The sequence below is a fragment of the Chelativorans alearensis genome (genome assembly GCF_010993735.1).
Lineage (GTDB): Bacteria > Pseudomonadota > Alphaproteobacteria > Rhizobiales > Rhizobiaceae > Chelativorans > Chelativorans alearense.
The window spans coordinates 198,065-221,237 of record NZ_WQNI01000002.1 but is presented as its reverse complement, the minus strand read 5'-3'; the positions used below and the strand labels follow the sequence as shown (position 1 = coordinate 221,237).

Here is a 23,173-nt window from a genome sequence, read left to right as displayed (position 1 = left end):
CCGATACATTTCTCCGGTCCCGCATGACACGCAGCTCCCTCTTTGCCCCGTTCGAACTCATTGACGGCGACCGCAGCAAAGGCCTCGTGCTTCTGGCCGACCACGCCTTCAACGCCCTGCCCGACGAATACGGCGATCTCGGGTTGCCGGCGGCCGAGTTCGAACGCCACATCGCCTACGACATCGGCGTCGAGACGGTAACGCGGAAGCTGGCCGCGCTGACCGGCGCGCCCGCCATCATGGCACGCTTCTCGCGGCTCCTCATCGATCCCAACCGCGGCCCCGACGATCCGACGCTGATAAGACAGCTCTATGACGGCACCGTGGTGCCGGGGAATTACCCAATCTCGGAAGGAGAGCGGCAGAAGCGGCTGGACGGCTTCTACACGCCCTATCACGACGCGGTGGCCGCCCTTATCGCCTCCGTGGCGAGGACTTCCGGGGCGCCGCCGCTGGTCATCTCCATTCACTCATTCACGCCCTTCATGCAGGGGCGGGAGCGGCCCTGGCACGTCGGCATCCTGTGGGACAGGGATGACCGCGCGGTGCGCCCGCTCCTTGAGGCGCTGAAAGACGAACCGGGCCTAGTGGTGGGCGACAACGAGCCCTATGACGGGGCGCTGCGCGGCGACACCATGTTCCGCCATTGCACGGCCAACGGCTTCGCCCACGCGCTCGTCGAGCTGCGTCAGGACCTGGTCGTCGCCGAGGCGGGAGCGGCGGAATGGGCGGAGCGTCTGGCGCCGATCCTTGACGCCATCAACGCCCGGCCCGATATCCACAAAGTGAGGATGGCCGGCTCGCGCACCGGTACTTTGTGAAACAATGAGGCTATCATGACCGATCTTTCGCGAGAGCAGAAGCGAGACCTGGAGGCCGCCGCCTTTCGCCGGTTGGTGGCGCATCTGCGTGAGCGCACGGACGTGCAGAACATCGACCTGATGAACCTCGCCGGCTTCTGCCGCAACTGCCTCTCCAACTGGTACCGCGAAGCGGCCGAGGAAGCCGGCCTCCCACTGTCCAAGGACGAATCACGCGAAATCGTCTACGGCATGCCCTATGCCGAATGGCGGGAAAAATACCAGAAAGAGGCGAGCGACACGCAAAAGGCCGCCTTCGAGAAAAGCCGCCCCGGCGACCATTGACGTCCACACCACCGGCACACCATCGGCCTCAGCAAGCGCAAGCGTCTTGACCTCGGCCACCGGCTAAGGCATCGAGCCGGCATCCTTTCCAGTAGGTGCGCCCCGAGTCGCGGGCGTCATCCCCCTTCAGCCGGAGTGAACCATGGCCGACGACATCACCACCGAAACCGCGCAGACCGTTGCCGCCGGGCAGCTGCGTGCCTTCATCGAACGCATCGAGCGGCTCGAGGAGGAGAAAAAGACGATCGCCGACGACATCAAGGAAGTCTACGCCGAGATGAAGGGAACCGGCTTCGACACCAAGGCCGTGCGCACCATCGTCCGTCTGCGCAAGAAGGACCAGTCCGAGCGCCAGGAGGAAGAGGCGATGATCGACCTCTACAAGGCGGCGCTGGGAATGACCTGATTCGGAAAATAGTGTGGAAACGTCGGTCGAAGCTGCGGGGGATATTCAGTTCCAGGCAGCTTCGGCGGCCCGCCTTCGCTTCCGCTTCGCTGCAGCCACGCCGGGCATTGCTTCGCCTATATCACCTTCTCGGAGAGGACTTGAACCAGTCTTCCTACGCCAAGGCCAAGGAGGACACTCCTTCGTCTAACGGCCTCCGGGTGGCCTGCCACCCGAAGCTCGAAGAGCGAAGGGTGGTGGAGCTGAGGGGAATCGAACCCCTGACCTCATCATTGCGAACGATGCGCTCTCCCATCTGAGCTACAGCCCCGTTCCATCGGAACGGGGCGCATTTAGGTCCTGGGCACTATACCTGTCAAGCATTGGATTGCGGCAAGGGCACGGGACTTGCCGCGCCGCGCCCCAGTGGCTACATGTCGCAAAACCTTTGGGAGATCGGCATGCTCGCGCTCATCCAAACCATCGTCATGGCGCTCGACATCTACTGGTGGTTCATCATCGCCGCGGTGGTGTTTTCTTGGCTCTACGCGTTCAACGTGGTCAACCCGCGCAACCAGTTCGTGGGCATGTTCAGCAATTTCCTGTTCCGGGTGACGGAGCCGGCGCTGAGGCCGATCCGCAATGTCATGCCGGATTTGGGCGGCATCGACATCTCGCCGATCATCCTTCTCCTCATCATCTTCTTCCTCCGCCAGTTCATTCTCACGACAGTGGCCCCGGCGATCCTCTGACGATGGACACCCAGCCGCCGTCCTTCTTCCGCCTCACGGCAGAGGGGGTGGAAGTTTCCGTGCGGCTGACGCCAAAGTCCTCCAAGGACGCAGTCGAAGGGGTGGCGGAGACGGCGGACGGGCGTTGCCATCTGAAGGCGCGCGTACGCGCCGTGCCGGAGGACGGCAAGGCCAATAAGGCGCTGGAAAAGCTGCTGGCGAAATGGCTGGGCATGCCAACGCGCGACGTGTCGCTTGTCACTGGTGCTACCTCGCGGCTGAAAACCCTGTATATCGCAGGCGATCCGCAGGCCCTCGCCCAACGGCTGCTGAGCGCCCGACAAGAAAAAGTATAGCCTTCGCGATGGATCTGCGGTAAAAGATACTACCACTTTAGGTAGAGGTAACACCATGAAATATTTACTTATAATTGTCTTTTCCACTTTATTGTCCAGCGGCGCGCAGGCCTCGAATATTGACAGCGCCTATACCGAACTCAAGCCCGAGGAGAACTGTAGCCCCTTCGCCGGCGGCAATGGGGAGGGTGAGCACTGGAGCGATCTCGTCTGTTCAGGCTACAAGGGCTATCCCGTCCTCATCTATTACAGTGATGCGCGCGAATCCCTCTTCTACGGCTTTCCGCCGTCCGGCCATTTGGCGCCGGCCTGGGAATCCTTCTCCGGCTTCAACAGCGCCGGCCCCAGCATAGAGTGGCGTATCGTCAAGGAAGGCGGGCGTGAAATCCCCTTCGCCACCATTCACCGCTGGTCGGTCGCCGACGCGGACGATCCGGAAAAGCAGATCGAGGTGCTGGTCGTCGAGAAAGTCGCCCAGATCGGCACGTGGGAAGGCTGCTCCGTGGGCTATGTCGTCGCCACCGGCAAGGAAGATGCCAACGAGGAGGCGAGACGCATCGCCGACGCTCGGGCGCGCGACTTCGAGTGCGGCACCGATCAGCCAACGGTCATCGCCGGCAGCGTTCCCATGCCGGGTCTAACCCGCTGAGATAAGGTCTACGCCGCCGTACCCTTCGCCCGCTCGATCGCCTCTGTGATAAGGCGGCGGGCGGCGGCGGCGTCCATCCAGTCGCCGATCTTCACCCACTTGCCGGGCTCCAGATCCTTGTAGTGCTCGAAAAAGTGTTGGATCTGCTGCAGCGTGATCTCCGGCAGGTCGGTGAAATTCGTCACGTTCTCATAGCGGCGGGTGAGATGCGGCGACGGTACGGCGATGATCTTCTCGTCCTGGCCGGAATTGTCCTCCATCACCAGAACGCCGATCGGCCGCACATTGATGACACAGCCAGGAACGAGCTCACGCGTGTTGCACACCAGAACGTCGATCGGGTCGCCGTCGTCGGAAAGCGTATGAGGCACGAAGCCATAATTTCCCGGATAGGTCATCGGCGTGTAGAGGAAGCGGTCAACCACGAGCGTGCCGGCCTTCTTGTCCATCTCATACTTGATCGGCTGCCCACCGACCGGCACTTCGACGATGACGTTCACATCCTCGGGCGGGTTGTCGCCGATGGAGATGGCCTCGATACGCATTGGGTCTTCCGGTGTTGTTGATGCTGCGGCGTGCCTAGCGGCTCTTGCCCGGTCAGGCAAGATGGCGAATCAACACGGATGGTTTCTGCCCGTTAATCCCACACGAAGGCGATCTTGCGCAGGGCCTTGCTGCCAAACACCTCGACACCTTCCGCCGCATCGCGCCCGCCCGCGCCTTCGTAGAAGGACAGCGCGCCGCTGTTCTCCTCCAGCGCCCAGACGACCAGACCCTTGAAGCCGTGGGCGGTAAGCATGTCGCGCGCCGCCTGGAAGAGGCGCCGTCCCATTCCGATGCCCTGATATTCGGGACTGAGATAAAGCTCGTAAATCTCACCCCCCTGCTTGAGCTCACGCGCCCGGTTGCGCCCCAGCGTGGCATAGCCGGCCACCTCGCCGCCGACCTCCATCACCAGCACCGTGGCCGAGCGGCGTATGGCATTGGCCCACCAGCGCGGCCCGCGGCGCCCGATCATCGCGTTGAGCGCGCGATGCGGGATGATGCCGGCATAGGCGCCGCGCCAGGCGCGGTCGTGCACCGCAGCGATGGCCTCGGCATCCTGCGGATCCGCCCGTCTGATGTCGATCGAAAGCGTCGTCATGATCGATTAACCATAAACGCCGTCACCCGCCCCGGCAAGACGGACGAAGGTCCTCAATTGGGGTTAAGCCCGTCAGATTTCGACCAGGTGATTGTCGATCTCGTTGGGGTTTTCGTCGCCCGCGGGAAAGTGGGCAGCAAGCTCGGCACCGACGATCTCCACCGCCTCGGCAAAGCCTTCGGCGAGCACACCGCGCGCCGCGGCCCCCGTGAGCTTCGCCACGGTTTCGTTCCAGCGCTCCTGCGGCACCCGCGCATTGATACCCGCGTCGGCCATCACCTCGGCATAATGCTCGGCCAGTGAGACGAAGATCAGAACACCCGTCCGCTCGCGGGTCATGTGGATATTGTGGGCGAAAAACTGACGCAGGGCCTCCCCGTGGGCACGCCGATAGCGCAGCCCTCGCGGAACGAAACATATGCGCCAGTCCGGAAACGCCCTCAGCACCAGGAGCGCGGCGCCCAGCGCCGCAAGCTCGGCGGCAACCAGCATCGCGGGCGCGATGCTCACCCACCAGTAATGCAGAGCGAAAGCCGCCAGCAGGCTGACGACCAGGATCGACAGGGCGACGAAAAAGGCGGCGGGATAGAAATAGCTGTCGCTCGCGCGCGCCAGGACGCAATAGATCTCGCCGGAAGTCCGGCTCTCCGCTCGCCCGATCGCATCGGCAACACGTTTCCGCTCTTCATCGGTGAAGATGTTTTCGTCCGCCATCGGTCTCACCAGCTCCCTGAAGCGCCGCCGCCGCCCGACGAGCCGCCGCCGCCGGAAAACCCGCCGCTGCTGCCCGACGACCAGCCAGACGAGCCGCTGCGTCCACCGCGCCCGCCGCGAGAGGTGTAGTCGAACTCCATGCCCAGCCAACGATAGCGCCTGGGGCCGATCTTGCGGCCAAAAAACTGCGGCAGAAACGCGAAGGCGAAGCCGCCGAAGAAGATGGTGCTCCACACGATGAAGAACAGAACCACCGGCCAGATGGGCTCCGCGTTCTCCTCCGCGGCGCGCCGGGCGCGGGCTTCCAGCTCGGCGGCATTGCCTTCGAGCACGGTGACGATATCGTCGACGGCGCCGGCAATGCCGCCGGCATAATCCCCCGCTCGGAAGGCCGGAACCATTGTGTTCTCGATGATGAGCTTGGCATGCAGGTCCGTCAGCGTCCCTTCCAGCCCGTAGCCCACCTCGATGCGCATCCTGCGGTCGTTGAGCGCCACCAGAAGCAGCACGCCATTGTCCTCGCCGGCCTGCCCCAGGCCCCAGGCGCGGAACAGGCGGTTGGCGTAGGGCTCGATGGCTTCGCCGTCGAGACTTTCGATGGTAGCAACCACGATCTGGTCCGACGACTTTGCCTCGAAGGCCGCGAGCTTTTCCGTGAGCCCCGCCTCGGCCCCGGCGTCGAGCAGGCCGGCATTGTCCACCACGCGGCCTGTGAGCAGGGGCAGTTCGGCCGCGAGCGCGGACACGGCAAACAGAAGCAGGCCTGCGCAAACCCAGGCGAAAACACCCCGTCCCGCCATGCGGTAATATCCCGTCAGGCTAAAGCAATTCCAGGAAAAGTGGAAATCGGTTTTCCGTCCGGAATTGCGACAAAACAATGAGTTAGACCAGTTCATCGGTTCCATGAAACGATGAACTGGTCTAGCCGCCATTGCCGAAATCGACTTCGGGCACCTGCATATTCTCTTCGGAGATCGTGAAGCTCTGCATCGGCTCGGCGTCGGTGAACCAGAACTTCGCCCACAAGAGCGACGGCAGCGTCCGGAGCGAGGTGTTGTAGAGCCGCACCGCCTCGATATAGTCGCGCCGGGCCACCGCGATGCGGTTTTCCGTGCCTTCGAGCTGCGCCTGGAGCGCCAGGAAATTCTGGTTCGCCTTCAGGTCCGGATAGTTCTCCACCACCGCGAGCAGCCGCGACAGCGCCCCGGTCAGCTGCGCCTGGTTTTCCTGGAAGACACGGAACGCCTCCGGGTCGGTCAGCATGTCCGGCGTTATCTGCACCTGTGTCGCTTTGGCGCGCGCTTCCACCACCCCTTCGAGCACCTCGCGCTCGTGGCTGGCATAGCCCTTCACCGTCTCCACCAGATTGGGGATCAGGTCCGTGCGGCGCTGATACTGGTTCAGGACCTCGCTCCACGCCGCCTTCGCCTGCTCCTCCCGTGTGGGGATGGTGTTGAACCCGCAGGCAGAAAGGAAGGGCAGCGTGAGGAGAAGCAAGAGAAAGACACGAAAGCTCTTCGGCGCCAAGGTCGCCAGGGTCAATGAGTTCGGCATGAAAAATCCTCGAATCGAAAATCGACCGAGGCGGAGAATAATGCTATTCGCCTGGCAAGGGAATGACCGACAAGAAACGGACCGACAGGCGGATGGGCGACAAGCGCCGCGACGAGCAGGCACAGGAGGAGTCTCGCCGCATCCTGGAGCGCGTCGACCGGGAATCGGACCTCTTCATGCGCATGGCCTCTAGAGCGCGCGACCATCTCACCGCATCGGAAGCGCAAAGCGAGGACTGGACGGAGCTGTGGGGCCGGCGCATCGGCCGTGTCCTGGGAGTGCTCTTTGCGCTCGCTCTCATCATCTGGCTGTGGTCGTATCTGGCGGGCGGCGCATCGTGACGGAGACGATGGACGGCGTCCCCCGCCGGCGCGCAGTCGTCGTCATATCGAGCCACGTAGCGCGCGGCTCGGTGGGAAATCGCGCCTCCGTCTTCGCGCTGGAGACGCTGGGGCATCCCGTGTGGGCGGTGCCGACGGTCATGCTGCCCTGGCATCCCGGCCACGGACCGGCGACGCGCATCGTGCCGCCGGCTGCCGATTTCGCCGCCTTCATGCGCGATCTGGAGGAGGCGCCCTGGTTGGGCGAGGTCGCCGCGGTGCTCTCTGGCTATCTTGGCGAGGCCGCGCAGGCCCCGGCGGTTGCCTCGCTGGTGCGTCGGGTAAAGGCGAAAAACCCCGAGGCGCTCTACCTCTGCGATCCCATCATCGGTGACATCGGCGGGCTTTACGTGCCGAAAGCCGTCGCCGCGGCCATGCGGGAGGACCTCCTGCCACTCGCCGACATCGCCACGCCCAACCGCTACGAATTGGCCTGGCTCGCCGGTGAAAAGCTGGAAACGCTCGAGGCACTCGCCGACGCCGCACTTCGCGCCGCCCCACCCGCCATGCTGGTGACCTCGGCGCCCGGTTCGGCAAAAAACAGCATAGCCAACCTGCTCCTCATGTCCGGGGAAGCGTATCTGGCCGAGCATCCCGCCATAGAGGATCCCGCCAAGGGGCCGGGCGACCTGACGGCGGCGCTGCTTCTGGCTTGGCTGTTGCGCGGCGCATCACCGGCGGAAGCGCTCCGCCGCACCACTGCGGCGGTATTCGAAGCGCTGGCGCGCACAGCCGAGCGCGGCGCCGACGAACTCATGCTGGAGACCGATGCCAAAAGCCTTTCCAGGCCCACTGCGACCGCGCAGATGCGCCCCGTTCCGCTGCCCCGCGGGGCCTAGTGGTGCGATCCTGATAGGATGGTACTATCTGCTTCGGTCAGACCACCAGCGTGCCTAGATAGCGCTTACAGCCTTGCGAACCGCGCTCCTCCCGGCTATTTGCGGTATCCATGATACACCTGCCTGAGCGGCTCCTGGCCGGATATCGCAATTTCATGTCTCGGCGCTATCCCACCGAAAGCGCCCGCTATCAGTCTCTGGCGCGCGACGGGCAGTCGCCGGACACAATGGTGATCGCCTGCTGCGATTCGCGCGCCGCTCCCGAGACTGTCTTCGACGCCGGTCCCGGTGAGCTCTTCGTGGTGCGCAACGTCGCCAACCTCGTGCCGCCCTACGCGCCTGACGACCGCCTCCACGGCACCTCCGCCGCCCTCGAATTCGCCGTGCAGAGCCTCAAGGTGAAGCACATCGTCGTGATGGGGCACGGCCGCTGCGGCGGTATCGGCGCCGCGCTCAACCCGTCACCCGAGCCGCTGTCGCCGGGCGACTTCATCGGCAAGTGGATGGGCCTCGTCGCGCCCGCCGCCGAGGCCGTCTCCGGCAACACCATGATGACGGCGGCGGAGCGCCAGACCGCGCTGGAGCGCATCTCCATCCGCTATCAGGTGGCCAACCTGCGCACCTTCCCCTGCGTAAAGATCCTCGAGGACAAGGGCCGCCTCACCCTGCACGGCGCCTGGTTCGACATCCAGACCGGCGAACTCTGGGTAATGGACCCCAAAACCGGCGATTTCGCCCGCCCCGACCTCGGCTGATCCTTAACCGGGCACGACGGGAACCACGGATGCCTGCGCCGGCTCCGGCAGGCGCCGCCAAAGAAGCCATGCCACAATCGCCATGGCGCCCATCGTCGGCACGACCACACTAATGGCGAAGACCGGCTCGCCGATAAGAGCGGCAATCGACCCGCCCACGAGCCCGCCGCCCATCTGCATGAACCCAGCCAGGGCCGCCGCCGCGCCGGCGATATGCGGGAAGGGCGCCAGCGACGCGGTCATCATCGCCGGCATGACGAAGGAAATGCCGATGGCATAGAAGCCCACGGGGCCCATCACGCTCAGAAAGGTGGGCGGCGCGGCGTTGAGCAGATAGGCGAGCAACGTGCCGCCGATCGCGATAAAGCCGAGGCCGACGGGCACCAGACGGTAGGCGCTGACGCGGCGCATGAGGAAACGCACCGTGAGCGAGCCGACGAAGAACATGCCCGACTGCATCAGCATGCCGACGCCAAACTCCGACGGGGAGAGCCCGACGCGGCCCATGAGGATGAAAGGCAGCACCGTCGCTTGGGTGTACAAGGCGCCGACGCTGCCCGCGATGACCATGCTGGACGTCATGAAATAAGGGCTCTTGAGCAACGTTCCATAGGCCCGCATGAGCCCGCGCGGACTGATGCGCGAGAGATCCCGGCTCACCGTCTCGCGCATCCAGAACCGCACGACGAGCACGATGACGAAACCGGCTGCCAGCATGATCAGGAAGATGGCGTGCCACCCGGCAAGCTCCATCGTCAGCCCGCCGATCGTCGGCGACAAGGCAGGGCCGATCGCGAGGATGATGCCCATCAGGTTCATGATGCGGGCGGACTGCTCATGCGTGAAGAGATCGCGCACCACCGCCCGCGCCACGGCCACGCCGACGGCGGCGCCGAACCCCTGCAGAAAACGCGCGGCGATCAGCACTTCCACGCTCGGAGCCAGCACCGCTAACAGGCTTGCCAGCGCATAGATGCCCATGAAGGCAAAGGTGACAGGCTTGCGCCCGAACCCGTCCGAAAGCGGACCGCAGAAGAGCTGCGAGACGGCAAAGCCGGCGAAATAGAGCGACAGCGTCATCTTCACGGCGGCCTCGGTGCTGCCGAACGCCTCGACGATCTGCGGCATGGCGGGCGTGTAGAGCGCCATGGAGACCGGCCCCACGGCCACGAGCATGGCGCCGATCATGCTGACGCGGCGCTCGCTCATGATCGGCGCCGCCATGGAGATGGCATTGCTCTGGATGTTCATTCGTTTTCGCTTGCCTCCGGCGCGGCCCGCGCCGCCACGTTCACGCGCCGCCGGTGAAGTTGCCGCGCACCGCCTTCAAGAGTTCCTGGAGGACGGACCATTCCGCCTCGCTTAAGTTCCCGCGCGCGCGGGAACGCACCTTCAGCCCCACACGCCGGACCGCCTCCAGCGCGCCGTCGGCCTTTTCCGTCAGGCGCACCAGCTTGGCGCGGCGGTCGGAGGGGTCCGGCACGCGCTTGACCAGCCCCCGTTCCTCGAGCCGGTCGAGATAGGCGCTCAGCGTCATCGCCTCCAACCCCATGCGCTCGGCCAAGACGTTCTGGCGAACCTCACCGAAGCGCGCGGCATAGACGAGCGTGCGCGCCTCGCCCGGCGTCACGCCGATGCCCGCCGCCTCGATGCACCGGTCCATCTCCGCCCGTATCAGGCGCGCCAGATCGGTAACGAGAAAGCCGAAGGAATCAGGATCGAATCGAGGGCTCAAAAAGTCTCTCTCCGCGAGATGGCTCGCAAAATAGTAAGTGTTGCTTATTAAATGCGAATGTAAGCGCGTGCCTGACGGAGTCAAGTTCAAGTGTTGCGCAGCGGGCCCGCCAGTTCTACATCGGGTACGGTCTGCTGTTCCGGCGCCTCCCTTTCCTGATTCGTTTCAAGGGTTTCCCATGGCTCCTGCCCCCTCTGCCGTCGATCTTGCGACACATCCGCTCACCGTGTGGAACGGGCCGCTCGGCCTGCCTGAGTTCGGCCGCATCGATGAAAGCACGCTCTCATCGGCCTTCGACGCCGCCCTTGCCGCCCACGAGATGGAGATCGCCGCCATCGCCGAAAATGGCGAAGCGCCGACCATCGACAACACGCTTGCCGCGCTCGAGCTTTCCGGCGAGCCGCTGTCGCGCGTCTCGGCCGTCTTCTGGTGCCGCGCCGGCGCACATACGAACGAGACGATCCAGAAGCTGGAGCGCGAGATCTCGCCCCGCATGGCGCGTCACTATTCCCGCATCACCATGAACGAGGCGCTGTTTCAGCGCCTCGACACGCTCTACGCGGCGCGCGAAACCCTCGGCCTCGACAAGGAGACGGACCGCGTTCTGGAAAAGACGTGGAAGCGATTCGTCCGCGGCGGCGCCAGGCTCGACGCGGAAGGCAAGACGCGCCTTGCCGAGATCAACGAGGAGCTGGCCGCCCTCGGCGCCCGCTTCGGCCAGAACGTGCTGGCCGACGAGAGCAAGTGGGCGCTATTCCTGGACGAGAGCGACCTCGCCGGCCTGCCCGCCTCGCTAAGAAGCGCCATGGCGGAGGCAGCCGAATCCCGTGGAGAGCCCGGCCGCTACGCCGTCACCCTGTCGCGCTCCCTCGCCGAGCCCTTCCTTGCCGCCTCCGCCCGCCGCGACCTGCGCGAGACGGTGCTTCAGGCCTTCATCCGCCGCGGCGAGAACGGGGGCGAGGCGAACAACGCCGGCATCGTGCGCGATACGCTTCGGCTGCGCGCCGAGAAGGCGCGGCTGCTCGGCTACCAGAACTACGCCGCCTACAAGCTTGACGACACGATGGCCAAGACGCCGGACGCCGTGATGGAGCTCCTTGAGCCCGTCTGGAAGAAGGCGCGCGAAAAGGCGGCCGAGGACGAGAAGGAGCTGCAGCGCATTGCTGCCGCCGAAGGCCACAACCACGCCATCGCCCCCTGGGACTGGCGCTACTACGCCGAGAAGCTGCGCGGCGAGCGTTTCGCCTTCGACGAGGGCGCGCTGGAGCCCTATCTGGCGCTCGAAAACGTTATCGCCGCCGCCTTCGACGTCGCCCACCGCCTCTTCGGCCTCACCTTCGAGGAGCAGAAGGGTATAGCCGCATGGCACGAGGACGTGCGGACTTTTACTGTGAAGAACGGCGACGGGACGACGCGCGGCGTCTTCCTCGCCGACTATTTCAACCGCCCTTCCAAACGCTCCGGTGCCTGGATGAGCGCCCTCCAGTCCGGCTTCAGGCTGGGCCGCGGCCAAAAGCCCATCGTCTACAACGTGATGAACTTCGCCAAGCCGCCCAAGGGCAAGCCGGCGCTCCTGTCCGTAGACGACGCGCGTACGCTGTTCCACGAGTTCGGCCACGCCCTCCATGGCCTGCTGAGCGACGTTACCTGGCCCTCCATATCGGGCACCGCCGTCGCCCGCGATTTTGTCGAGCTCCCCTCGCAGCTTTTCGAGCACTGGTTCACCGTGCCGGAGGTGCTCTCAAGGCACGCCCGCCATGTGGAGACCGGCGAACCCATGCCGCAAGAGCTTCTGGAAAAGATGCGCGCCGCACGCAATTTCGGTTCCGGCTTCGCCACGGTTGAGTTCACCGCCTCCGCACTGGTCGACATGGCCTTCCACGCGCGGGAAGAGGCGCCGGAGGACCCGCTGCGCTTCGAGGCGGAGACGCTGGAAAAGCTCGAAAAGCCCGCCGCCATCCCCATGCGCCACCGCACGCCGCACTTCCTGCACGTCTTCTCCGGCGACGGCTATTCGGCCGGGTATTACTCGTACATGTGGTCAGAGGTGTTGGACGCCGATGCCTTCCGCGCCTTCGAGGAGGCCAGCGACCCGTTCGACCGGGAGGCCGCCGAAAAACTCCGCCGCCACATCTATTCCGCCGGTGGCTCGGCCGACCCGGAAGACCTCTACAAAGCCTTCCGTGGCCGGCTGCCGAGCCCGGAGGCGATGATGGAGAAGAAAGGGCTCGTCTAGGCCGTCATGCGGGTCTCCGCAAAGGATGGAAGAAACCGATCGCCACATCCTTGTAGCTTAGAAAAATCGTCTCATTCCTAATGCATTTATGGAAATTGCATCTTGGCGGTTTCCTCGCTAACTACACGCCGTTGCCACAAGACACGGCGTGACGGAGATAGCGATGCAGGATTGTTCGGCGCTCGAAGTGACAGCGTTTTTCGAGGAGTACACCTCTTCCCTGCAATATGTCGCGGCCGATCCTGTGACAAGCAGATGCGCGATCATCGATCCGGTGCTCGACTTCGACGAAAAATCCGGCGCCACGGCCACACGCAGCGCCGATGGAATTCTGGCATTCATCGATAAGCAGGGCCTCACCGTCGAGTGGATTCTCGACACCCATCCCCACGCCGATCATTTCTCCGCGGCGGATTATCTGAAACGAAAGACCGGCGCGCCCACAGCCATCGGCGCAAAGGTGGTCGAAGTACAGAAGCTCTGGAAAGCGATTTACAACTGGCCGGACTTCCCCACCGACGGTTCGCAATGGGACAAGCTTTTCGCGGCAGGGGAGAGCTTCCGTGTGGGGGAAATCCCGGCGAAGGTGCTCTTCTCCCCTGGCCATACGCTCGCCTCCATCACCTATGTCATCGGTGATGCCGCGTTCGTGCACGATACGCTCTTCATGCCCGATAGCGGCACGGCGCGCGCGGATTTCCCCGGCGGCAGCGCCGAGCGGCTTTGGCTCTCGATCCAGGAAATCCTCTCGCTTCCGGACCAAACGCGCCTCTTCACCGGCCACGACTATCAGCCCGGTGAGCGTGAGCCGCGCTGGGAAAGCACCGTGGCCGAGCAGAAGGCGCAGAACATCCATATTTCAAGATGCCGAACGACGGAGGAATTCGTTCGTGTGCGCCATGCGCGTGACAGGACACTCCCCATGCCGAGGCTCATCCTCCACGCGCTGCAGGTGAATATGAATGGCGGGCGGCTGCCGGAACCGGAAGGGAACGGGCGGCGCTATCTCAAATTTCCACTAAACGCGCTTGGACGCGACATTTGAAGGTCGAATATACTGCCTGATCGACCGTGGCGAAACGCTTTGAAGCGTCGCCATGACTTATGTTTGCCATTTTCTGCATAGAATATGGTATATCTAGAATTAATATTAATTTATACAACATAATTATTGGATAGAATCGTTTGATCGAGAAATATATCTCACCTGCCCTGTTCGGGCTGGCATGTCTTGCACTTTCTGGATGCATTTCCGGCGGAGAGCGTCATGCTTGCATGAACGACCAGTGCCCCACCCCTAAAGGCATGTTCGACGATGGCAACGAAGTGATCTACGATAACGGAATGCTCACCGATGATGGAGACGGCGGTCGATACGGGGTCCCCCCGCCTTCCTACCCTCCGGAAAGGATCGTCAGGTAGGCCATAATTCGCAAGGCGTGGCACTCCATACGCCGACCGAGAGTACCTATATTAAAGCGGCACTCCATCGGCACCTCCCTTTCGCAATTGCGAAAAAACCTGTATGAGCGCGGCCAACGAAGATACGGCCGCGCCTGAAGCCGCGTCCGACGACCCCGAAGAGAACCAATGAAACTCCGCAATATTGCGATCATCGCCCATGTCGATCATGGGAAGACCACCCTTGTCGACGCGCTCCTGAAGCAGTCGGGCTCCCTGCGCGACAACCAGCGCGTTGACGAGCGCGCCATGGACTCCAACGACCTGGAGAAGGAGCGCGGCATCACCATCCTCGCCAAGGCCACCTCCGTGGTCTGGAAGGACGTGCGCATCAACATCGTCGACACGCCCGGCCACGCCGACTTCGGCGGCGAGGTGGAGCGCATCCTCAACATGGTGGACGGCGCGGTGCTCCTGGTGGACGCAGCCGAAGGGCCGATGCCGCAGACCAAGTTCGTCGTCGGCAAGGCGCTGAAGGTGGGGTTGAAGCCCATCGTCGCCGTCAACAAGATCGACCGGCCGGACGCGCGCGCCGACGAGGTGATCAATGAGGTCTTCGACCTCTTCGCCGCCCTCGACGCCACCGACGAGCAGCTCGATTTCCCGATCCTCTATGGCTCCGGGCGCGACGGCTGGATGAACTATGATCCGGCGGGCCCGAAGGACGAGGGGCTCGCGCCGCTGTTCGACCTGGTGCTGAAGCACGTTCCGGAGCCGAAGGTGGAAGATGGCCCCTTCCGCATGATCGGCACCATTCTGGAAGCCAACCCCTTTCTCGGCCGCATCATTACCGGGCGCATCGCCTCCGGCTCGGTGAAACCGAATCAGGCAGTCAAGGTGCTCGCCGGCGACGGCAGCCTCCTCGAACAGGGCCGCATCTCGAAAATCCTCGCCTTCCGTGGCCTCGAGCGCCAGCCCATCGACGAAGCACAGGCAGGCGACATCGTCGCCATCGCCGGCTTGTCCAAGGGCACCGTGGCCGACACCTTCTGCGACCCCTCCGTGGCGCAACCCATGGAGGCCCAGCCCATCGATCCGCCAACGGTGACGATGAGCTTCCTCGTCAACGATTCGCCGCTTGCCGGCACCGAGGGCGACAAGGTGACGAGCCGCGTCATCCGTGACCGTCTCCTGAAGGAGGCGGAAGGCAATGTGGCGCTGAAGATCGAGGAATCGGCCGACAAGGACTCCTTCTTCGTCTCCGGCCGCGGCGAGTTGCAGCTTGCCGTCCTCATCGAGACCATGCGCCGCGAGGGTTTCGAGCTTGCCGTCTCGCGCCCGCGCGTCGTCATGACGAAGGACGACAGCGGCCAGCTTCTGGAGCCTATCGAGGAAGTCGTCGTCGACGTCGACGAGGAGCACGCCGGCATCGTCGTGCAGAAGATGTCGGAGCGTAAGGCCGAGATGGTGGAGCTCCGCCCCTCGGGTGGCGACCGCCAGCGCCTCGTCTTCCACGCGCCCACCCGTGGCCTCATCGGCTACCAGTCGGAGCTTCTGACCGACACGCGCGGCACGGCGGTCATGAACCGCCTGTTCCACGAATACCAGCCCTACAAGGGCGAGATCGGCGGCCGCGTCAACGGCGTGCTGATTTCGAACGATTCGGGCGAGGCGGTCGCCTTCGCGCTCTGGAACCTGGAAGACCGCGGCCCGATGGTCATCGACCCGGGCGTGAAGGTCTACCAGGGCATGATCATCGGTATCCACTCGAGAGACAACGACCTGGAAGTGAACGTCCTTAAGGGCAAGAAGCTTTCCAACGTGCGCGCCGCCGGCAAAGACGAGGCGGTGAAACTCACCCCGCCCATCCGCATGACGCTGGAGCGCGCGCTTTCCTGGATCCAGGAGGACGAGCTGGTGGAGGTGACGCCGAAGTCCATCCGCCTGCGCAAGCTCTATCTCGACCCCCACGAGCGCAAGCGTTTCGAGAAGCAGAAGATGGCAGGTGCGGCGTAAGCCTCACCCACCCAGCCACTCGATCCAGCGTCCGTGAAAGTCGCAACGGGCAAGGTCACGTGTCACTCCCGAAGGCCACAGGGTAAGCCGTAGCCGGGCAAAGCCGGTGTCGCCCGAGACCGGCTCCATTCTCAGCCAGGCGAGCGGGGTGGAGCCCGGCGCATTGCCCGCCTCGTCGAGCAGGGTCTCGATATGTCGGCGCTTCTCGTAAGGCAGGTACTGCCACATGATCGAGTGGAATAGCACGAAGACCGCGTCATCGCCTCTTACGGCAAGCTCCGCGGCGATGAAATCGGCGGCGTCCGCCTTCTCGATGCTGAAAGGCGTCTCCCGCGCCAGCGCGAGCGCCGCTTCCAGCCGCTCGAGCCGCGCCGTCTGGTCGGGCCAGACGTAAGACTTCAGCCGCAATCCCTCCTCGGCATCCGTAACGTCGATGGGTGCCACGTCGCTGCCCTTTCGCGAGGCGATGTCGAGGAAGCCGCCCAATGGAGGCGCCTTGCCGCGTGCCTCCGCCGTCAGCTTCACGGGCGAAGCCTCGTCGCCCCAGCAAGCCTCGCCATAGCGATAGTGAAAGCGATCGAAGAGAAGGTTGAGCCCGGCGCTCGACCCGATCTCGCGGATGGCAAGCGGCATGCCCGTCTCGCGGCCGATGGCGAGAAAGCCAGGCAGAAGCATCGCCGCCCGGGCGATCTCGTTGGTCTGCGGCGGCGAATCGAGCCCTTGCGCAAGCCGCGTATCGTGCCGGGCGATTGCCGCCGCCAACGCCTTGCGCAGCGCCTCGTCCGTTACCCGGTTGGGCGGATAGGCGGCGGCAAGCGCCGGATCGGCGCCTGAAAGCACAAGCGCATGCAGCGCCCCGGCAAGCCGCAGCGCGACCGCATCGTCGCGCGGCTTTCCCGGCCAGGCGGCGACGCGGCGGCCCGCCTCGGTGCCTTCGTCCAGGAGGCCCGACAGCAGGCGGCACAGCCGCGCGGTGAAGGGAGAGCCTAGCGTTTCGCTGCCGTCCGCCTGTTTCAGGAAGTGCTCTTCGATCTTCCCGCTGAGCGTCACGATCCCCTCCCCGCTAGAGCAATTCCAGGAAAAGTGGAAACCGGTTTTCCGTCCGGAATTGCGGCAAAACAAACAGTTAGACCAGTTCATCGATTCCGTGAAACGATGAACTGGTCTAAAGCTTCCGCCCGGCTGTCACCCCGCCGTCTCGGCCAGCGCCTTCTCCACTTCGGGCATCAGATCGTTCTTGAGACTGCGCGGCGTGAAGGGGCCCACATGCTTGTAGCGTATCGTCCCATCGGGGCCGACAAGGAATGTTTCCGGCACGCCGTAGACACCCCACTCGATCGCCGCCCGGCCGCTCTGGTCGACGCCGATGGCATCGAACGGGTTGCCGAGCTCGCCGAGGAAGCGGCGGGCGTTCTCCGCCCTGTCCTTGTAGTTGAGGCCGACGAGCCGAATGCGCTCGTCCTCGCCCAGCTGCATCAGGAAGGGGTGCTCGTCGCGGCACGGCAGGCACCAGGAGCCCCACACGTTCACCAGCGTCACATTGCCCTGGAAATCGGCCGGCGAAAGGCCCGGCAGGTCCATGCCCTCGAGCGGCGGCAGCTCCGTCTGCGGCACCGGCTGGCCGATGAGCGCGGAAGGCACGACGGAAGTGTCGCGGCCGGAGAAGAGCTGCGCCAGGAACACCGCCGACAGCGCCAGAAAAACCACAAGCGGCAAGAGGAGCAAGAAGAGGGTGAGCCGGCGCGGCTTCTGCACGCGTTCCTGGTCCGTCGTCATCCGGCTGCCTCCGTCCTGGCCGAGCGTCGGCGAACGCCGCGCTCTTCCAGTTCCCTGAGCGCTCGCTTCTGCGCTTTCTGATCGAGCAGGATCCACGCCGCCAGCCCGCCGATCGCGAAAGCCGAGATGGCGTAGGCCGCCACGACATAGGCCATATGCATCATGACGCCCGCCCCTCCGCGAGCTTGCCTTCCGCCGCCCGCGCCGACATGCGCCGCATGGCGCTCACCCTGCGCCGCCAAATCTCGGCACGCATCGCCATGAGATGCAGCGCCAGGAACAGAAGCGTGAAGCCCACGGCCGAGATCAGGAGCGGCCACAAGAGGCTCGGGTGGATGGTCGGCCCGTCGAGCCGGAACACGGAGGCCGGCTGGTGCAACGTGTTCCACCAATCGACCGAGAACTTGATGATCGGGATGTTGATGAAGCCGACCAGCGTGAGGATCGCCGCGGCGCGCGCTGCCCGGCTCTGGTCGTCCAAAGCCCGCGTCAGCGCAATGATGCCAAGATACATGAGAAACAGCACAAACACCGACGTCAGCCGCGCGTCCCACACCCACCACGTGCCCCACATGGGCTTGCCCCAGATGGAGCCGGTAACGAGCGCCAGCGCCGTGAAGACAGCGCCGATGGGCGCGGCCGCCTTGAGCGCGACATCGGCCAGCGGATGCCGCCACACCAGCGTGCCGAGCGCCGAGGCCGCCATCAGCGTGTAGCAGAACATGGCAAGCCACGCGAAGGGCACGTGGATATACATGATGCGCACCGTGATACCCTGCTGGTAGTCCTCGGGCGCGGCAAAGGCCATGCCGAGGCCAACGACAAGCACCAGCACCGCCGCTCCTCCCAGCCACGGCAAGAGGCTGCCCGCAAGCGCCAGGAAGCGCGTCGGGTTGGCGAGCGCGGTCAGCCGCGCCGTCAGATTGGCCGTTTCACTCATCCTGTCGTAAATAGACCGCCAGACCGTCCCTAGCAATTCATCCACATTGCCGCAGCGGGCCGCGCGTCTCACATTTTCGTGCCCGTCAGTCGGCGTTGCGTAGGGCCAGTGCTGCCGCCGCTGGGCCGATGACGGCGAAGAAGAGGGTCAGCGCGAGGAGGATGAGGAAGGCCGGCAGAAACGGATCGGGCTCGGCCACCGCCCCCCGGCTCGCCGCCACGCCGAAGATGAGGACAGGGATCGAGAGCGGCAGGATCAGCACGGAAACGAGCAGCCCGCCGCGCGGCAGCGCCACCACCAGCGCCGCCCCCACGGCGCCGATGAAGGTGATGGCCGGCGTGCCGACGAGAAGCGTCAGCGTCGCCGCGGCAAGGCCCGCCGGCGGCATGTTCATGAACAGGCCGAGCAGCGGCGCCACCGCCACCAGCGGCAACACGTTCGCCGTCCAGTGCGCCAGGCATTTGACGAACACGGTCAGCGCCAGCATGTGCCGCCCGTCGGCGATAAGCATGAGGTCGAGCGAACCGTCCTCGCGGTCCGCCTGAAACAGCCGCTCCAGCCCCAGGAGGCTCGCCAGCAAAGCGCCGATCCAAAGGATCGCCGGGCCGATGCGGGCGAGCAGATTGAGGTCCGGCCCAACGCCGAAGGGGATGACGGCGACGACGGCGAGGAAAAAGAGCACGCCCGTCAAGGCGCCGCTGCCGGCACGGATGCCGAGCCTGACTTCACGGACGTAGAGGGCGAGCATCAGGGGGTGCTCCGAATAGGGGCATCATGCCCGTCGCGCCGAGCCCCCATCGCCAACTCCCTAGCCCCCTCGAGCCCCAGCGGCAAATGCGTCGCCGCCACGATCATCCCCCCTTCCCGAAGATGCCCCCGCATCAGTTCCGCAAACCGCCCCTCCGACGCCCGGTCGAGGCCCGCCGTCGGCTCATCCAAGAGCCACACCGGCCGATGCGAAACCAAGAGCCGCGCGATCGCCGCCCGCCGCCGCTGCCCGGTGGAGAGATAGCCGAACGGCAGATACCCGATATCCTCGAGCCCCACCGTCTCCAGCGCCTCCGATACCGTCGTCTGCGCCTGCCCGAGGAAGCGCTGCCAGAAAACCAGGTTCTCTTCCACGGTCAGCGCGGTCTTCATCGCGTTGAAGTGCCCCAGATAGTGGCAGGCGGCCCTGATATCCGGCCATTGCTCCCCGCCTCCAGTCAGCGCCAGCCGCCCCGCCGCAGGCCGCAACAGCCCGGCGAGGATGCGCAGTAGCGTTGTTTTGCCGGCTCCATTCGGTCCCTTCACCAGCAAAGCTTCGCCGCTCGCAACCGCGAACGAAGTGTCGGAGAATATGACCTCTCCCCCACGCTCGCCGCTCAGCGCCTCGGCGGCGAGCCGCATTGTTTTTTGTCCGTCCGGCAATGGATGTCCTTGGAAATCGACAACGGGAAAGTTTCACGAAACTCGGTATGGAACTCTTCTACGAAATTCTCTATATCCCGGACAACCACGCCAGCGGTCGGCGTGTCACTTTGTGCCGATACCCGCGCGCGCGCCGCCTTGACCGGCCGGGACGCAGGGGAGCGGACAGCGGAAATGATCGCACCCGCACCTACGCGCCTGTCGCCTCAGGAGTCCGTTCCCGTTTCGGATGAACAGACTAGGATAGGATCGCTCGTGTCTATTTCTTCCCTCGACAGTTACAAATGCCGCCGCAGCCTCAAGGTTGGCGATAAGGAATACACCTATTTCGACCTCAAGGAGGCGGAGAAGAACGGGCTTTCCGGCATCTCCCGGCTTCCCTTCTCCATGAAGGTGCTTCTGGAGAACCTGCTGCGCCGCGAGGACGGGCGCTCGGTCACCAAGGAAAGCATCCAGGCCGTGGCAAAGTGGCTCGAGGATAGGGGCACGGCCGGCGTCGAGGTCGCCTATTCGCCGGCCCGCGTCCTGATGCAGGACTTCACCGGCGTCCCGGCGGTGGTCGACCTTGCCGCCATGCGCGACGCCATGGCCGCACTCGGCGGAGATCCGGAGAAGATCAACCCGCTGGTGCCGGTCGACCTCGTCATCGACCACTCGGTCATCGTCGACGAGTTCGGCACGCCAAAGGCCTTCAAGCGCAATGTCGAGCTGGAGTACAAGCGCAACGGCGAGCGTTACCGCTTCCTGAAATGGGGCCAGCAGGCATTCAAGAACTTCCGTGTCGTGCCTCCCGGCACCGGCATCTGCCACCAGGTGAACCTGGAATATCTCGGCCAGGTCGTGTGGACGAAGGACGAAGACGGCGAGACGGTCGCCTATCCCGACACCTGCGTCGGCACCGATTCGCACACCACGATGATCAACGGCCTCGGCGTTCTCGGCTGGGGCGTCGGCGGCATCGAGGCGGAAGCGGCCATGCTCGGCCAGCCGGTCTCCATGCTGCTTCCCGAGGTCATCGGCTTCAAGCTCACCGGCAAGCTCAATGAGGGCGTGACGGCGACAGACCTAGTGCTCACCGTCACGCAGATGCTGCGCCAGAAGGGGGTCGTCGGCAAGTTCGTCGAGTTCTTCGGCCCCGGCCTCAACAACATGACACTGGCCGACCGCGCCACCATCGGCAACATGTCGCCGGAATACGGCGCCACCTGCGGCTTCTTCCCCACCGACGAGGAGACGCTGAAATATCTGCGCACCTCCGGCCGCGATGAGGACCGCATTGCCCTCGTGGAAGCCTATTCCAAGGCACAAGGCATGTGGCGCGACGCGGACGCCCCGGAGCCTGTCTTCACCGACATGCTGCAGCTAGACCTCGGCGATGTCGTGCCTTCCATGGCCGGCCCGAAGCGCCCCGAGGGCCGCATTCCGCTGGGCAGCATCGCCTCCGGCTTCGAGGAAGCGCTGGCGAAGGAATACAAGAAGTCCGGAGACACTACGAAGCGCTACCCGGTCGAGGGCATGGACATCGACATCGCCCACGGCGACGTGGCGATCGCCGCCATCACCTCGTGCACCAACACCTCGAACCCGAGCGTGCTGATCGCCGCCGGCCTTCTCGCCCGCAACGCCAACCGGCTGGGCCTCAAGCAGAAGCCGTGGGTGAAGACTTCACTCGCCCCCGGCAGCCAGGTGGTGGCCGAGTATCTGGAAAAATCCGGCCTTCAGAAGGAGTTGGACCAGCTCGGCTTCAACCTTGTTGGCTTCGGCTGCACCACCTGCATCGGCAATTCCGGCCCGCTTCTCGAGCCGATCTCCAAGGTGATAAACGACAAGGGCCTGATCGTCGCCTCGGTGCTTTCCGGCAACCGCAACTTCGAGGGCCGTGTGTCGCCTGACGTGCAGGCGAACTACCTCGCTTCTCCGCCGCTGGTCGTCGCCTACGCGCTCGCCGGCTCGGTGACCAGGGACCTGACCACGGAGCCCATCGGCGAGGACAAGGACGGCCAGCCAGTCTACCTGAAGGACATCTGGCCCACCAGCCAGGAGGTGAACGACTTCATCACGAAGCACGTCACCCGCGAGCTCTTCGCCTCCAAATACGCTGACGTCTTCAAAGGCGACGAATTGTGGCGCGAGGTCAAGGCGCCGACGGGCCAGACTTACGCCTGGGACTCGGATTCGACCTACGTCCAGAACCCGCCCTACTTCGAGGGCATGGCGCCGGCGCCGAAGCCGTCCGGCGACATCAAGGGCGCGCGCGTCCTGGGGCTGTTCGGTGACAAGATCACCACCGATCACATCTCACCGGCCGGCTCCATCAAGGCGCAGTCGCCCGCCGGCAAGTACCTCATGGACCACGGCGTCGGTGTCGCCGACTTCAACCAGTACGGCACGCGGCGCGGCAATCATGAGGTGATGATGCGCGGCACCTTCGCCAACATCCGCATCCGCAACCATATGCTGGGCGAAAACGGCACCGAGGGCGGCTACACGTTCCACTATCCCTCGAAGGAAGAGATGTCGATCTACGACGCCGCCATGCGCTACAAGGCCGAAGGCGTGCCGCTGGTCATCTTCGCCGGCGTGGAATACGGCAACGGCTCCTCGCGCGACTGGGCGGCCAAGGGCACCAACCTGCTCGGCGTGCGCGCCGTCATCGCCCAGTCCTTCGAGCGCATCCACCGCTCGAACCTCGTCGGCATGGGCGTCATCCCCTTCGTCTTCGCCGAGGAGACGAGCTGGCAGGAGCTGGGGCTGAAGGGCGACGAGACCGTCAGCATCGAAGGGCTGGACAACATCCAACCCCGCGTCACGCTCACCGCCAGGATCACCTATGCCGACGGCACGGTGAAGGACGTTCCGGTGCTGTGCCGCATCGATACGCTGGACGAGCTCGAGTACTTCAAGAACGGCGGCATCCTGCACTACGTGCTGCGCGATCTCGCCGCCTAGCTCACAGCACGGATCCAGAAAGAAAGCCGCCGGCCCCCGGCGGCTTTCTTGTTTTATA

26 protein-coding genes and 1 tRNA gene are annotated in these 23,173 nt (G+C 64.5%); 13 read left to right on the top strand and 14 right to left on the bottom strand.

Features of this window, described 5'->3' with window-relative positions; translation table 11 throughout:
- Positions 1–23 precede the first annotated feature (23 nt).
- The 3 genes from GPJ75_RS03875 to GPJ75_RS03865 all read left to right on the top strand — a co-directional run bounded on the left by GPJ75_RS03875 (position 24) and on the right by GPJ75_RS03865 (position 1,551).
- Complete coding sequence (locus tag GPJ75_RS03875) at positions 24–821, top strand: N-formylglutamate amidohydrolase (RefSeq protein ID WP_163265319.1); 798 nt, start codon at positions 24–26, stop codon at positions 819–821.
- Positions 822–836: 15 nt separating this feature from the next.
- Positions 837–1,145 (top strand): DUF1244 domain-containing protein, encoded by a 309-nt coding sequence (locus GPJ75_RS03870; protein WP_163265317.1) that lies wholly within the window; start codon positions 837–839, stop codon positions 1,143–1,145.
- 142 nt (positions 1,146–1,287) lie between these two features.
- Positions 1,288–1,551 (top strand): DUF2312 domain-containing protein, encoded by a 264-nt coding sequence (locus tag GPJ75_RS03865; RefSeq protein ID WP_159589359.1) that lies wholly within the window; start codon positions 1,288–1,290, stop codon positions 1,549–1,551.
- 234 nt (positions 1,552–1,785) lie between these two features.
- On the opposite strand, the gene GPJ75_RS03860 is transcribed toward GPJ75_RS03865, so the two are convergent.
- Positions 1,786–1,861, bottom strand: a tRNA-Ala gene (locus GPJ75_RS03860).
- A 130-nt stretch (positions 1,862–1,991) separates the two neighbouring features.
- Here GPJ75_RS03860 and GPJ75_RS03855 point away from each other — a divergent pair.
- The 3 genes from GPJ75_RS03855 to GPJ75_RS03845 are packed head-to-tail and all read left to right on the top strand — an operon-like array spanning position 1,992 to position 3,266.
- Positions 1,992–2,282 (top strand): YggT family protein, encoded by a 291-nt coding sequence (locus tag GPJ75_RS03855; RefSeq protein WP_159589361.1) that lies wholly within the window; start codon positions 1,992–1,994, stop codon positions 2,280–2,282.
- 2 nt (positions 2,283–2,284) lie between these two features.
- On the top strand, positions 2,285–2,617 hold the full coding sequence (locus tag GPJ75_RS03850) for a DUF167 family protein (protein WP_163265315.1): 333 nt from the start codon (positions 2,285–2,287) through the stop codon (positions 2,615–2,617).
- Between the two features lie 55 nt (positions 2,618–2,672).
- Entirely contained in the window at positions 2,673–3,266 is a 594-nt protein-coding gene (locus GPJ75_RS03845; RefSeq protein ID WP_163265313.1) for a hypothetical protein, read from the top strand.
- Between the two features lie 8 nt (positions 3,267–3,274).
- On the opposite strand, the gene ppa is transcribed toward GPJ75_RS03845, so the two are convergent.
- From ppa to GPJ75_RS03820, 5 genes are all read right to left on the bottom strand, one after another.
- Complete coding sequence (ppa, locus tag GPJ75_RS03840) at positions 3,275–3,811, bottom strand: inorganic diphosphatase (RefSeq protein WP_163265311.1); 537 nt, start codon at positions 3,809–3,811, stop codon at positions 3,275–3,277.
- Positions 3,812–3,903: 92 nt separating this feature from the next.
- Positions 3,904–4,410, bottom strand: coding sequence for a GNAT family N-acetyltransferase (locus tag GPJ75_RS03835; RefSeq protein WP_159589369.1), 507 nt, complete (start codon positions 4,408–4,410; stop codon positions 3,904–3,906).
- 72 nt (positions 4,411–4,482) lie between these two features.
- Positions 4,483–5,124, bottom strand: coding sequence for a TPM domain-containing protein (locus GPJ75_RS03830; RefSeq protein ID WP_163265309.1), 642 nt, complete (start codon positions 5,122–5,124; stop codon positions 4,483–4,485).
- Positions 5,125–5,129: 5 nt separating this feature from the next.
- Positions 5,130–5,924 (bottom strand): TPM domain-containing protein, encoded by a 795-nt coding sequence (locus GPJ75_RS03825; RefSeq protein ID WP_163265307.1) that lies wholly within the window; start codon positions 5,922–5,924, stop codon positions 5,130–5,132.
- Positions 5,925–6,045: 121 nt separating this feature from the next.
- Entirely contained in the window at positions 6,046–6,678 is a 633-nt protein-coding gene (locus GPJ75_RS03820) for a LemA family protein (protein WP_159589375.1), read from the bottom strand.
- Between the two features lie 62 nt (positions 6,679–6,740).
- On the opposite strand from GPJ75_RS03820, the gene GPJ75_RS03815 reads away from it, so the two are divergent.
- From GPJ75_RS03815 to GPJ75_RS03805, 3 genes are all read left to right on the top strand, one after another.
- Positions 6,741–7,019: a hypothetical protein gene (locus GPJ75_RS03815; RefSeq protein WP_246226198.1), complete on the top strand. Its 279-nt coding sequence runs from the start codon at positions 6,741–6,743 to the stop codon at positions 7,017–7,019.
- A gap of 8 nt (positions 7,020–7,027) precedes the next feature.
- Positions 7,028–7,897: a pyridoxal kinase PdxY gene (gene pdxY, locus GPJ75_RS03810; protein WP_163265841.1), complete on the top strand. Its 870-nt coding sequence runs from the start codon at positions 7,028–7,030 to the stop codon at positions 7,895–7,897.
- 110 nt (positions 7,898–8,007) lie between these two features.
- Entirely contained in the window at positions 8,008–8,652 is a 645-nt protein-coding gene (locus tag GPJ75_RS03805; RefSeq protein ID WP_159589377.1) for a carbonic anhydrase, read from the top strand.
- Between the two features lie 3 nt (positions 8,653–8,655).
- Here GPJ75_RS03805 and GPJ75_RS03800 read toward each other — a convergent pair whose 3' ends face one another.
- Both GPJ75_RS03800 and GPJ75_RS03795 read right to left on the bottom strand, forming a co-directional pair.
- Positions 8,656–9,903 carry a multidrug effflux MFS transporter gene (locus tag GPJ75_RS03800; RefSeq protein WP_163265305.1) on the bottom strand — a complete coding sequence of 416 codons (1,248 nt, stop codon included), beginning with the start codon at positions 9,901–9,903 and terminating at the stop codon, positions 8,656–8,658.
- A 40-nt stretch (positions 9,904–9,943) separates the two neighbouring features.
- Positions 9,944–10,387, bottom strand: a complete 444-nt coding sequence (locus tag GPJ75_RS03795; RefSeq protein WP_246248896.1) for a MarR family winged helix-turn-helix transcriptional regulator — start codon at positions 10,385–10,387, stop codon at positions 9,944–9,946.
- 178 nt (positions 10,388–10,565) lie between these two features.
- Here GPJ75_RS03795 and GPJ75_RS03790 point away from each other — a divergent pair, with 178 nt between their 5' ends.
- The 3 genes from GPJ75_RS03790 to typA all read left to right on the top strand — a co-directional run bounded on the left by GPJ75_RS03790 (position 10,566) and on the right by typA (position 16,040).
- A complete protein-coding gene (locus GPJ75_RS03790; protein WP_163265303.1) occupies positions 10,566–12,623 on the top strand; it encodes a M3 family metallopeptidase in 2,058 nt (685 codons plus the stop codon).
- 163 nt (positions 12,624–12,786) lie between these two features.
- Complete coding sequence (locus GPJ75_RS03785) at positions 12,787–13,668, top strand: MBL fold metallo-hydrolase (protein ID WP_163265301.1); 882 nt, start codon at positions 12,787–12,789, stop codon at positions 13,666–13,668.
- Between the two features lie 545 nt (positions 13,669–14,213).
- Positions 14,214–16,040 carry a translational GTPase TypA gene (gene typA / locus GPJ75_RS03780; RefSeq protein WP_163265299.1) on the top strand — a complete coding sequence of 609 codons (1,827 nt, stop codon included), beginning with the start codon at positions 14,214–14,216 and terminating at the stop codon, positions 16,038–16,040.
- Between the two features lie 3 nt (positions 16,041–16,043).
- On the opposite strand, the gene GPJ75_RS03775 is transcribed toward typA, so the two are convergent.
- From GPJ75_RS03775 to ccmA, 6 genes are all read right to left on the bottom strand, one after another.
- Entirely contained in the window at positions 16,044–17,090 is a 1,047-nt protein-coding gene (locus GPJ75_RS03775; protein WP_246248895.1) for a DUF2332 domain-containing protein, read from the bottom strand.
- Between the two features lie 135 nt (positions 17,091–17,225).
- Positions 17,226–17,816, bottom strand: coding sequence for a DsbE family thiol:disulfide interchange protein (locus GPJ75_RS03770; RefSeq protein ID WP_163265295.1), 591 nt, complete (start codon positions 17,814–17,816; stop codon positions 17,226–17,228).
- A complete protein-coding gene (gene ccmD, locus GPJ75_RS03765) occupies positions 17,813–17,980 on the bottom strand; it encodes a heme exporter protein CcmD (RefSeq protein ID WP_163265293.1) in 168 nt (55 codons plus the stop codon). The genes GPJ75_RS03770 and ccmD overlap by 4 nt, the downstream gene beginning before the upstream one ends.
- Complete coding sequence (locus tag GPJ75_RS03760; RefSeq protein ID WP_163265291.1) at positions 17,977–18,756, bottom strand: heme ABC transporter permease; 780 nt, start codon at positions 18,754–18,756, stop codon at positions 17,977–17,979. The genes ccmD and GPJ75_RS03760 overlap by 4 nt, the downstream gene beginning before the upstream one ends.
- Before the next feature lie 85 nt (positions 18,757–18,841).
- Entirely contained in the window at positions 18,842–19,504 is a 663-nt protein-coding gene (gene ccmB / locus GPJ75_RS03755) for a heme exporter protein CcmB (protein WP_163265289.1), read from the bottom strand.
- The gene (gene ccmA / locus GPJ75_RS03750; RefSeq protein ID WP_163265287.1) at positions 19,504–20,145 is read right to left on the bottom strand and encodes a heme ABC exporter ATP-binding protein CcmA; all 642 of its coding nucleotides are present in this window, start codon (positions 20,143–20,145) and stop codon (positions 19,504–19,506) included. The genes ccmB and ccmA overlap by 1 nt, the downstream gene beginning before the upstream one ends.
- Positions 20,146–20,427: 282 nt before the next feature.
- On the opposite strand from ccmA, the gene acnA reads away from it, so the two are divergent.
- Positions 20,428–23,115, top strand: coding sequence for an aconitate hydratase AcnA (gene acnA / locus GPJ75_RS03745; RefSeq protein ID WP_246248914.1), 2,688 nt, complete (start codon positions 20,428–20,430; stop codon positions 23,113–23,115).
- The last annotated feature ends 58 nt before the right edge of the window (positions 23,116–23,173 follow it).

Coding starts and splice junctions, on each gene's coding strand:
- GPJ75_RS03820 (WP_159589375.1), bottom strand. CDS start 6,678: ATGCCGAACTCATTGACCCTGGCGACCTTGGCGCCGAAGAGCTTTCGT.
- GPJ75_RS03790 (WP_163265303.1), top strand. CDS start 10,566: ATGGCTCCTGCCCCCTCTGCCGTCGATCTTGCGACACATCCGCTCACC.
- ccmA (WP_163265287.1), bottom strand. CDS start 20,145: ATGCGGCTCGCCGCCGAGGCGCTGAGCGGCGAGCGTGGGGGAGAGGTC.
- GPJ75_RS03870 (WP_163265317.1), top strand. CDS start 837: ATGACCGATCTTTCGCGAGAGCAGAAGCGAGACCTGGAGGCCGCCGCC.
- GPJ75_RS03825 (WP_163265307.1), bottom strand. CDS start 5,924: ATGGCGGGACGGGGTGTTTTCGCCTGGGTTTGCGCAGGCCTGCTTCTG.
- GPJ75_RS03850 (WP_163265315.1), top strand. CDS start 2,285: ATGGACACCCAGCCGCCGTCCTTCTTCCGCCTCACGGCAGAGGGGGTG.
- GPJ75_RS03805 (WP_159589377.1), top strand. CDS start 8,008: ATGATACACCTGCCTGAGCGGCTCCTGGCCGGATATCGCAATTTCATG.
- ccmD (WP_163265293.1), bottom strand. CDS start 17,980: ATGATGCATATGGCCTATGTCGTGGCGGCCTACGCCATCTCGGCTTTC.
- GPJ75_RS03875 (WP_163265319.1), top strand. CDS start 24: ATGACACGCAGCTCCCTCTTTGCCCCGTTCGAACTCATTGACGGCGAC.
- GPJ75_RS03770 (WP_163265295.1), bottom strand. CDS start 17,816: ATGACGACGGACCAGGAACGCGTGCAGAAGCCGCGCCGGCTCACCCTC.
- GPJ75_RS03845 (WP_163265313.1), top strand. CDS start 2,673: ATGAAATATTTACTTATAATTGTCTTTTCCACTTTATTGTCCAGCGGC.
- GPJ75_RS03830 (WP_163265309.1), bottom strand. CDS start 5,124: ATGGCGGACGAAAACATCTTCACCGATGAAGAGCGGAAACGTGTTGCC.
- ccmB (WP_163265289.1), bottom strand. CDS start 19,504: ATGCTCGCCCTCTACGTCCGTGAAGTCAGGCTCGGCATCCGTGCCGGC.
- GPJ75_RS03800 (WP_163265305.1), bottom strand. CDS start 9,903: ATGAACATCCAGAGCAATGCCATCTCCATGGCGGCGCCGATCATGAGC.
- GPJ75_RS03760 (WP_163265291.1), bottom strand. CDS start 18,756: ATGAGTGAAACGGCCAATCTGACGGCGCGGCTGACCGCGCTCGCCAAC.
- ppa (WP_163265311.1), bottom strand. CDS start 3,811: ATGCGTATCGAGGCCATCTCCATCGGCGACAACCCGCCCGAGGATGTG.
- GPJ75_RS03865 (WP_159589359.1), top strand. CDS start 1,288: ATGGCCGACGACATCACCACCGAAACCGCGCAGACCGTTGCCGCCGGG.
- GPJ75_RS03815 (WP_246226198.1), top strand. CDS start 6,741: ATGACCGACAAGAAACGGACCGACAGGCGGATGGGCGACAAGCGCCGC.
- typA (WP_163265299.1), top strand. CDS start 14,214: ATGAAACTCCGCAATATTGCGATCATCGCCCATGTCGATCATGGGAAG.
- pdxY (WP_163265841.1), top strand. CDS start 7,028: ATGGACGGCGTCCCCCGCCGGCGCGCAGTCGTCGTCATATCGAGCCAC.
- GPJ75_RS03785 (WP_163265301.1), top strand. CDS start 12,787: ATGCAGGATTGTTCGGCGCTCGAAGTGACAGCGTTTTTCGAGGAGTAC.
- GPJ75_RS03855 (WP_159589361.1), top strand. CDS start 1,992: ATGCTCGCGCTCATCCAAACCATCGTCATGGCGCTCGACATCTACTGG.
- GPJ75_RS03835 (WP_159589369.1), bottom strand. CDS start 4,410: ATGACGACGCTTTCGATCGACATCAGACGGGCGGATCCGCAGGATGCC.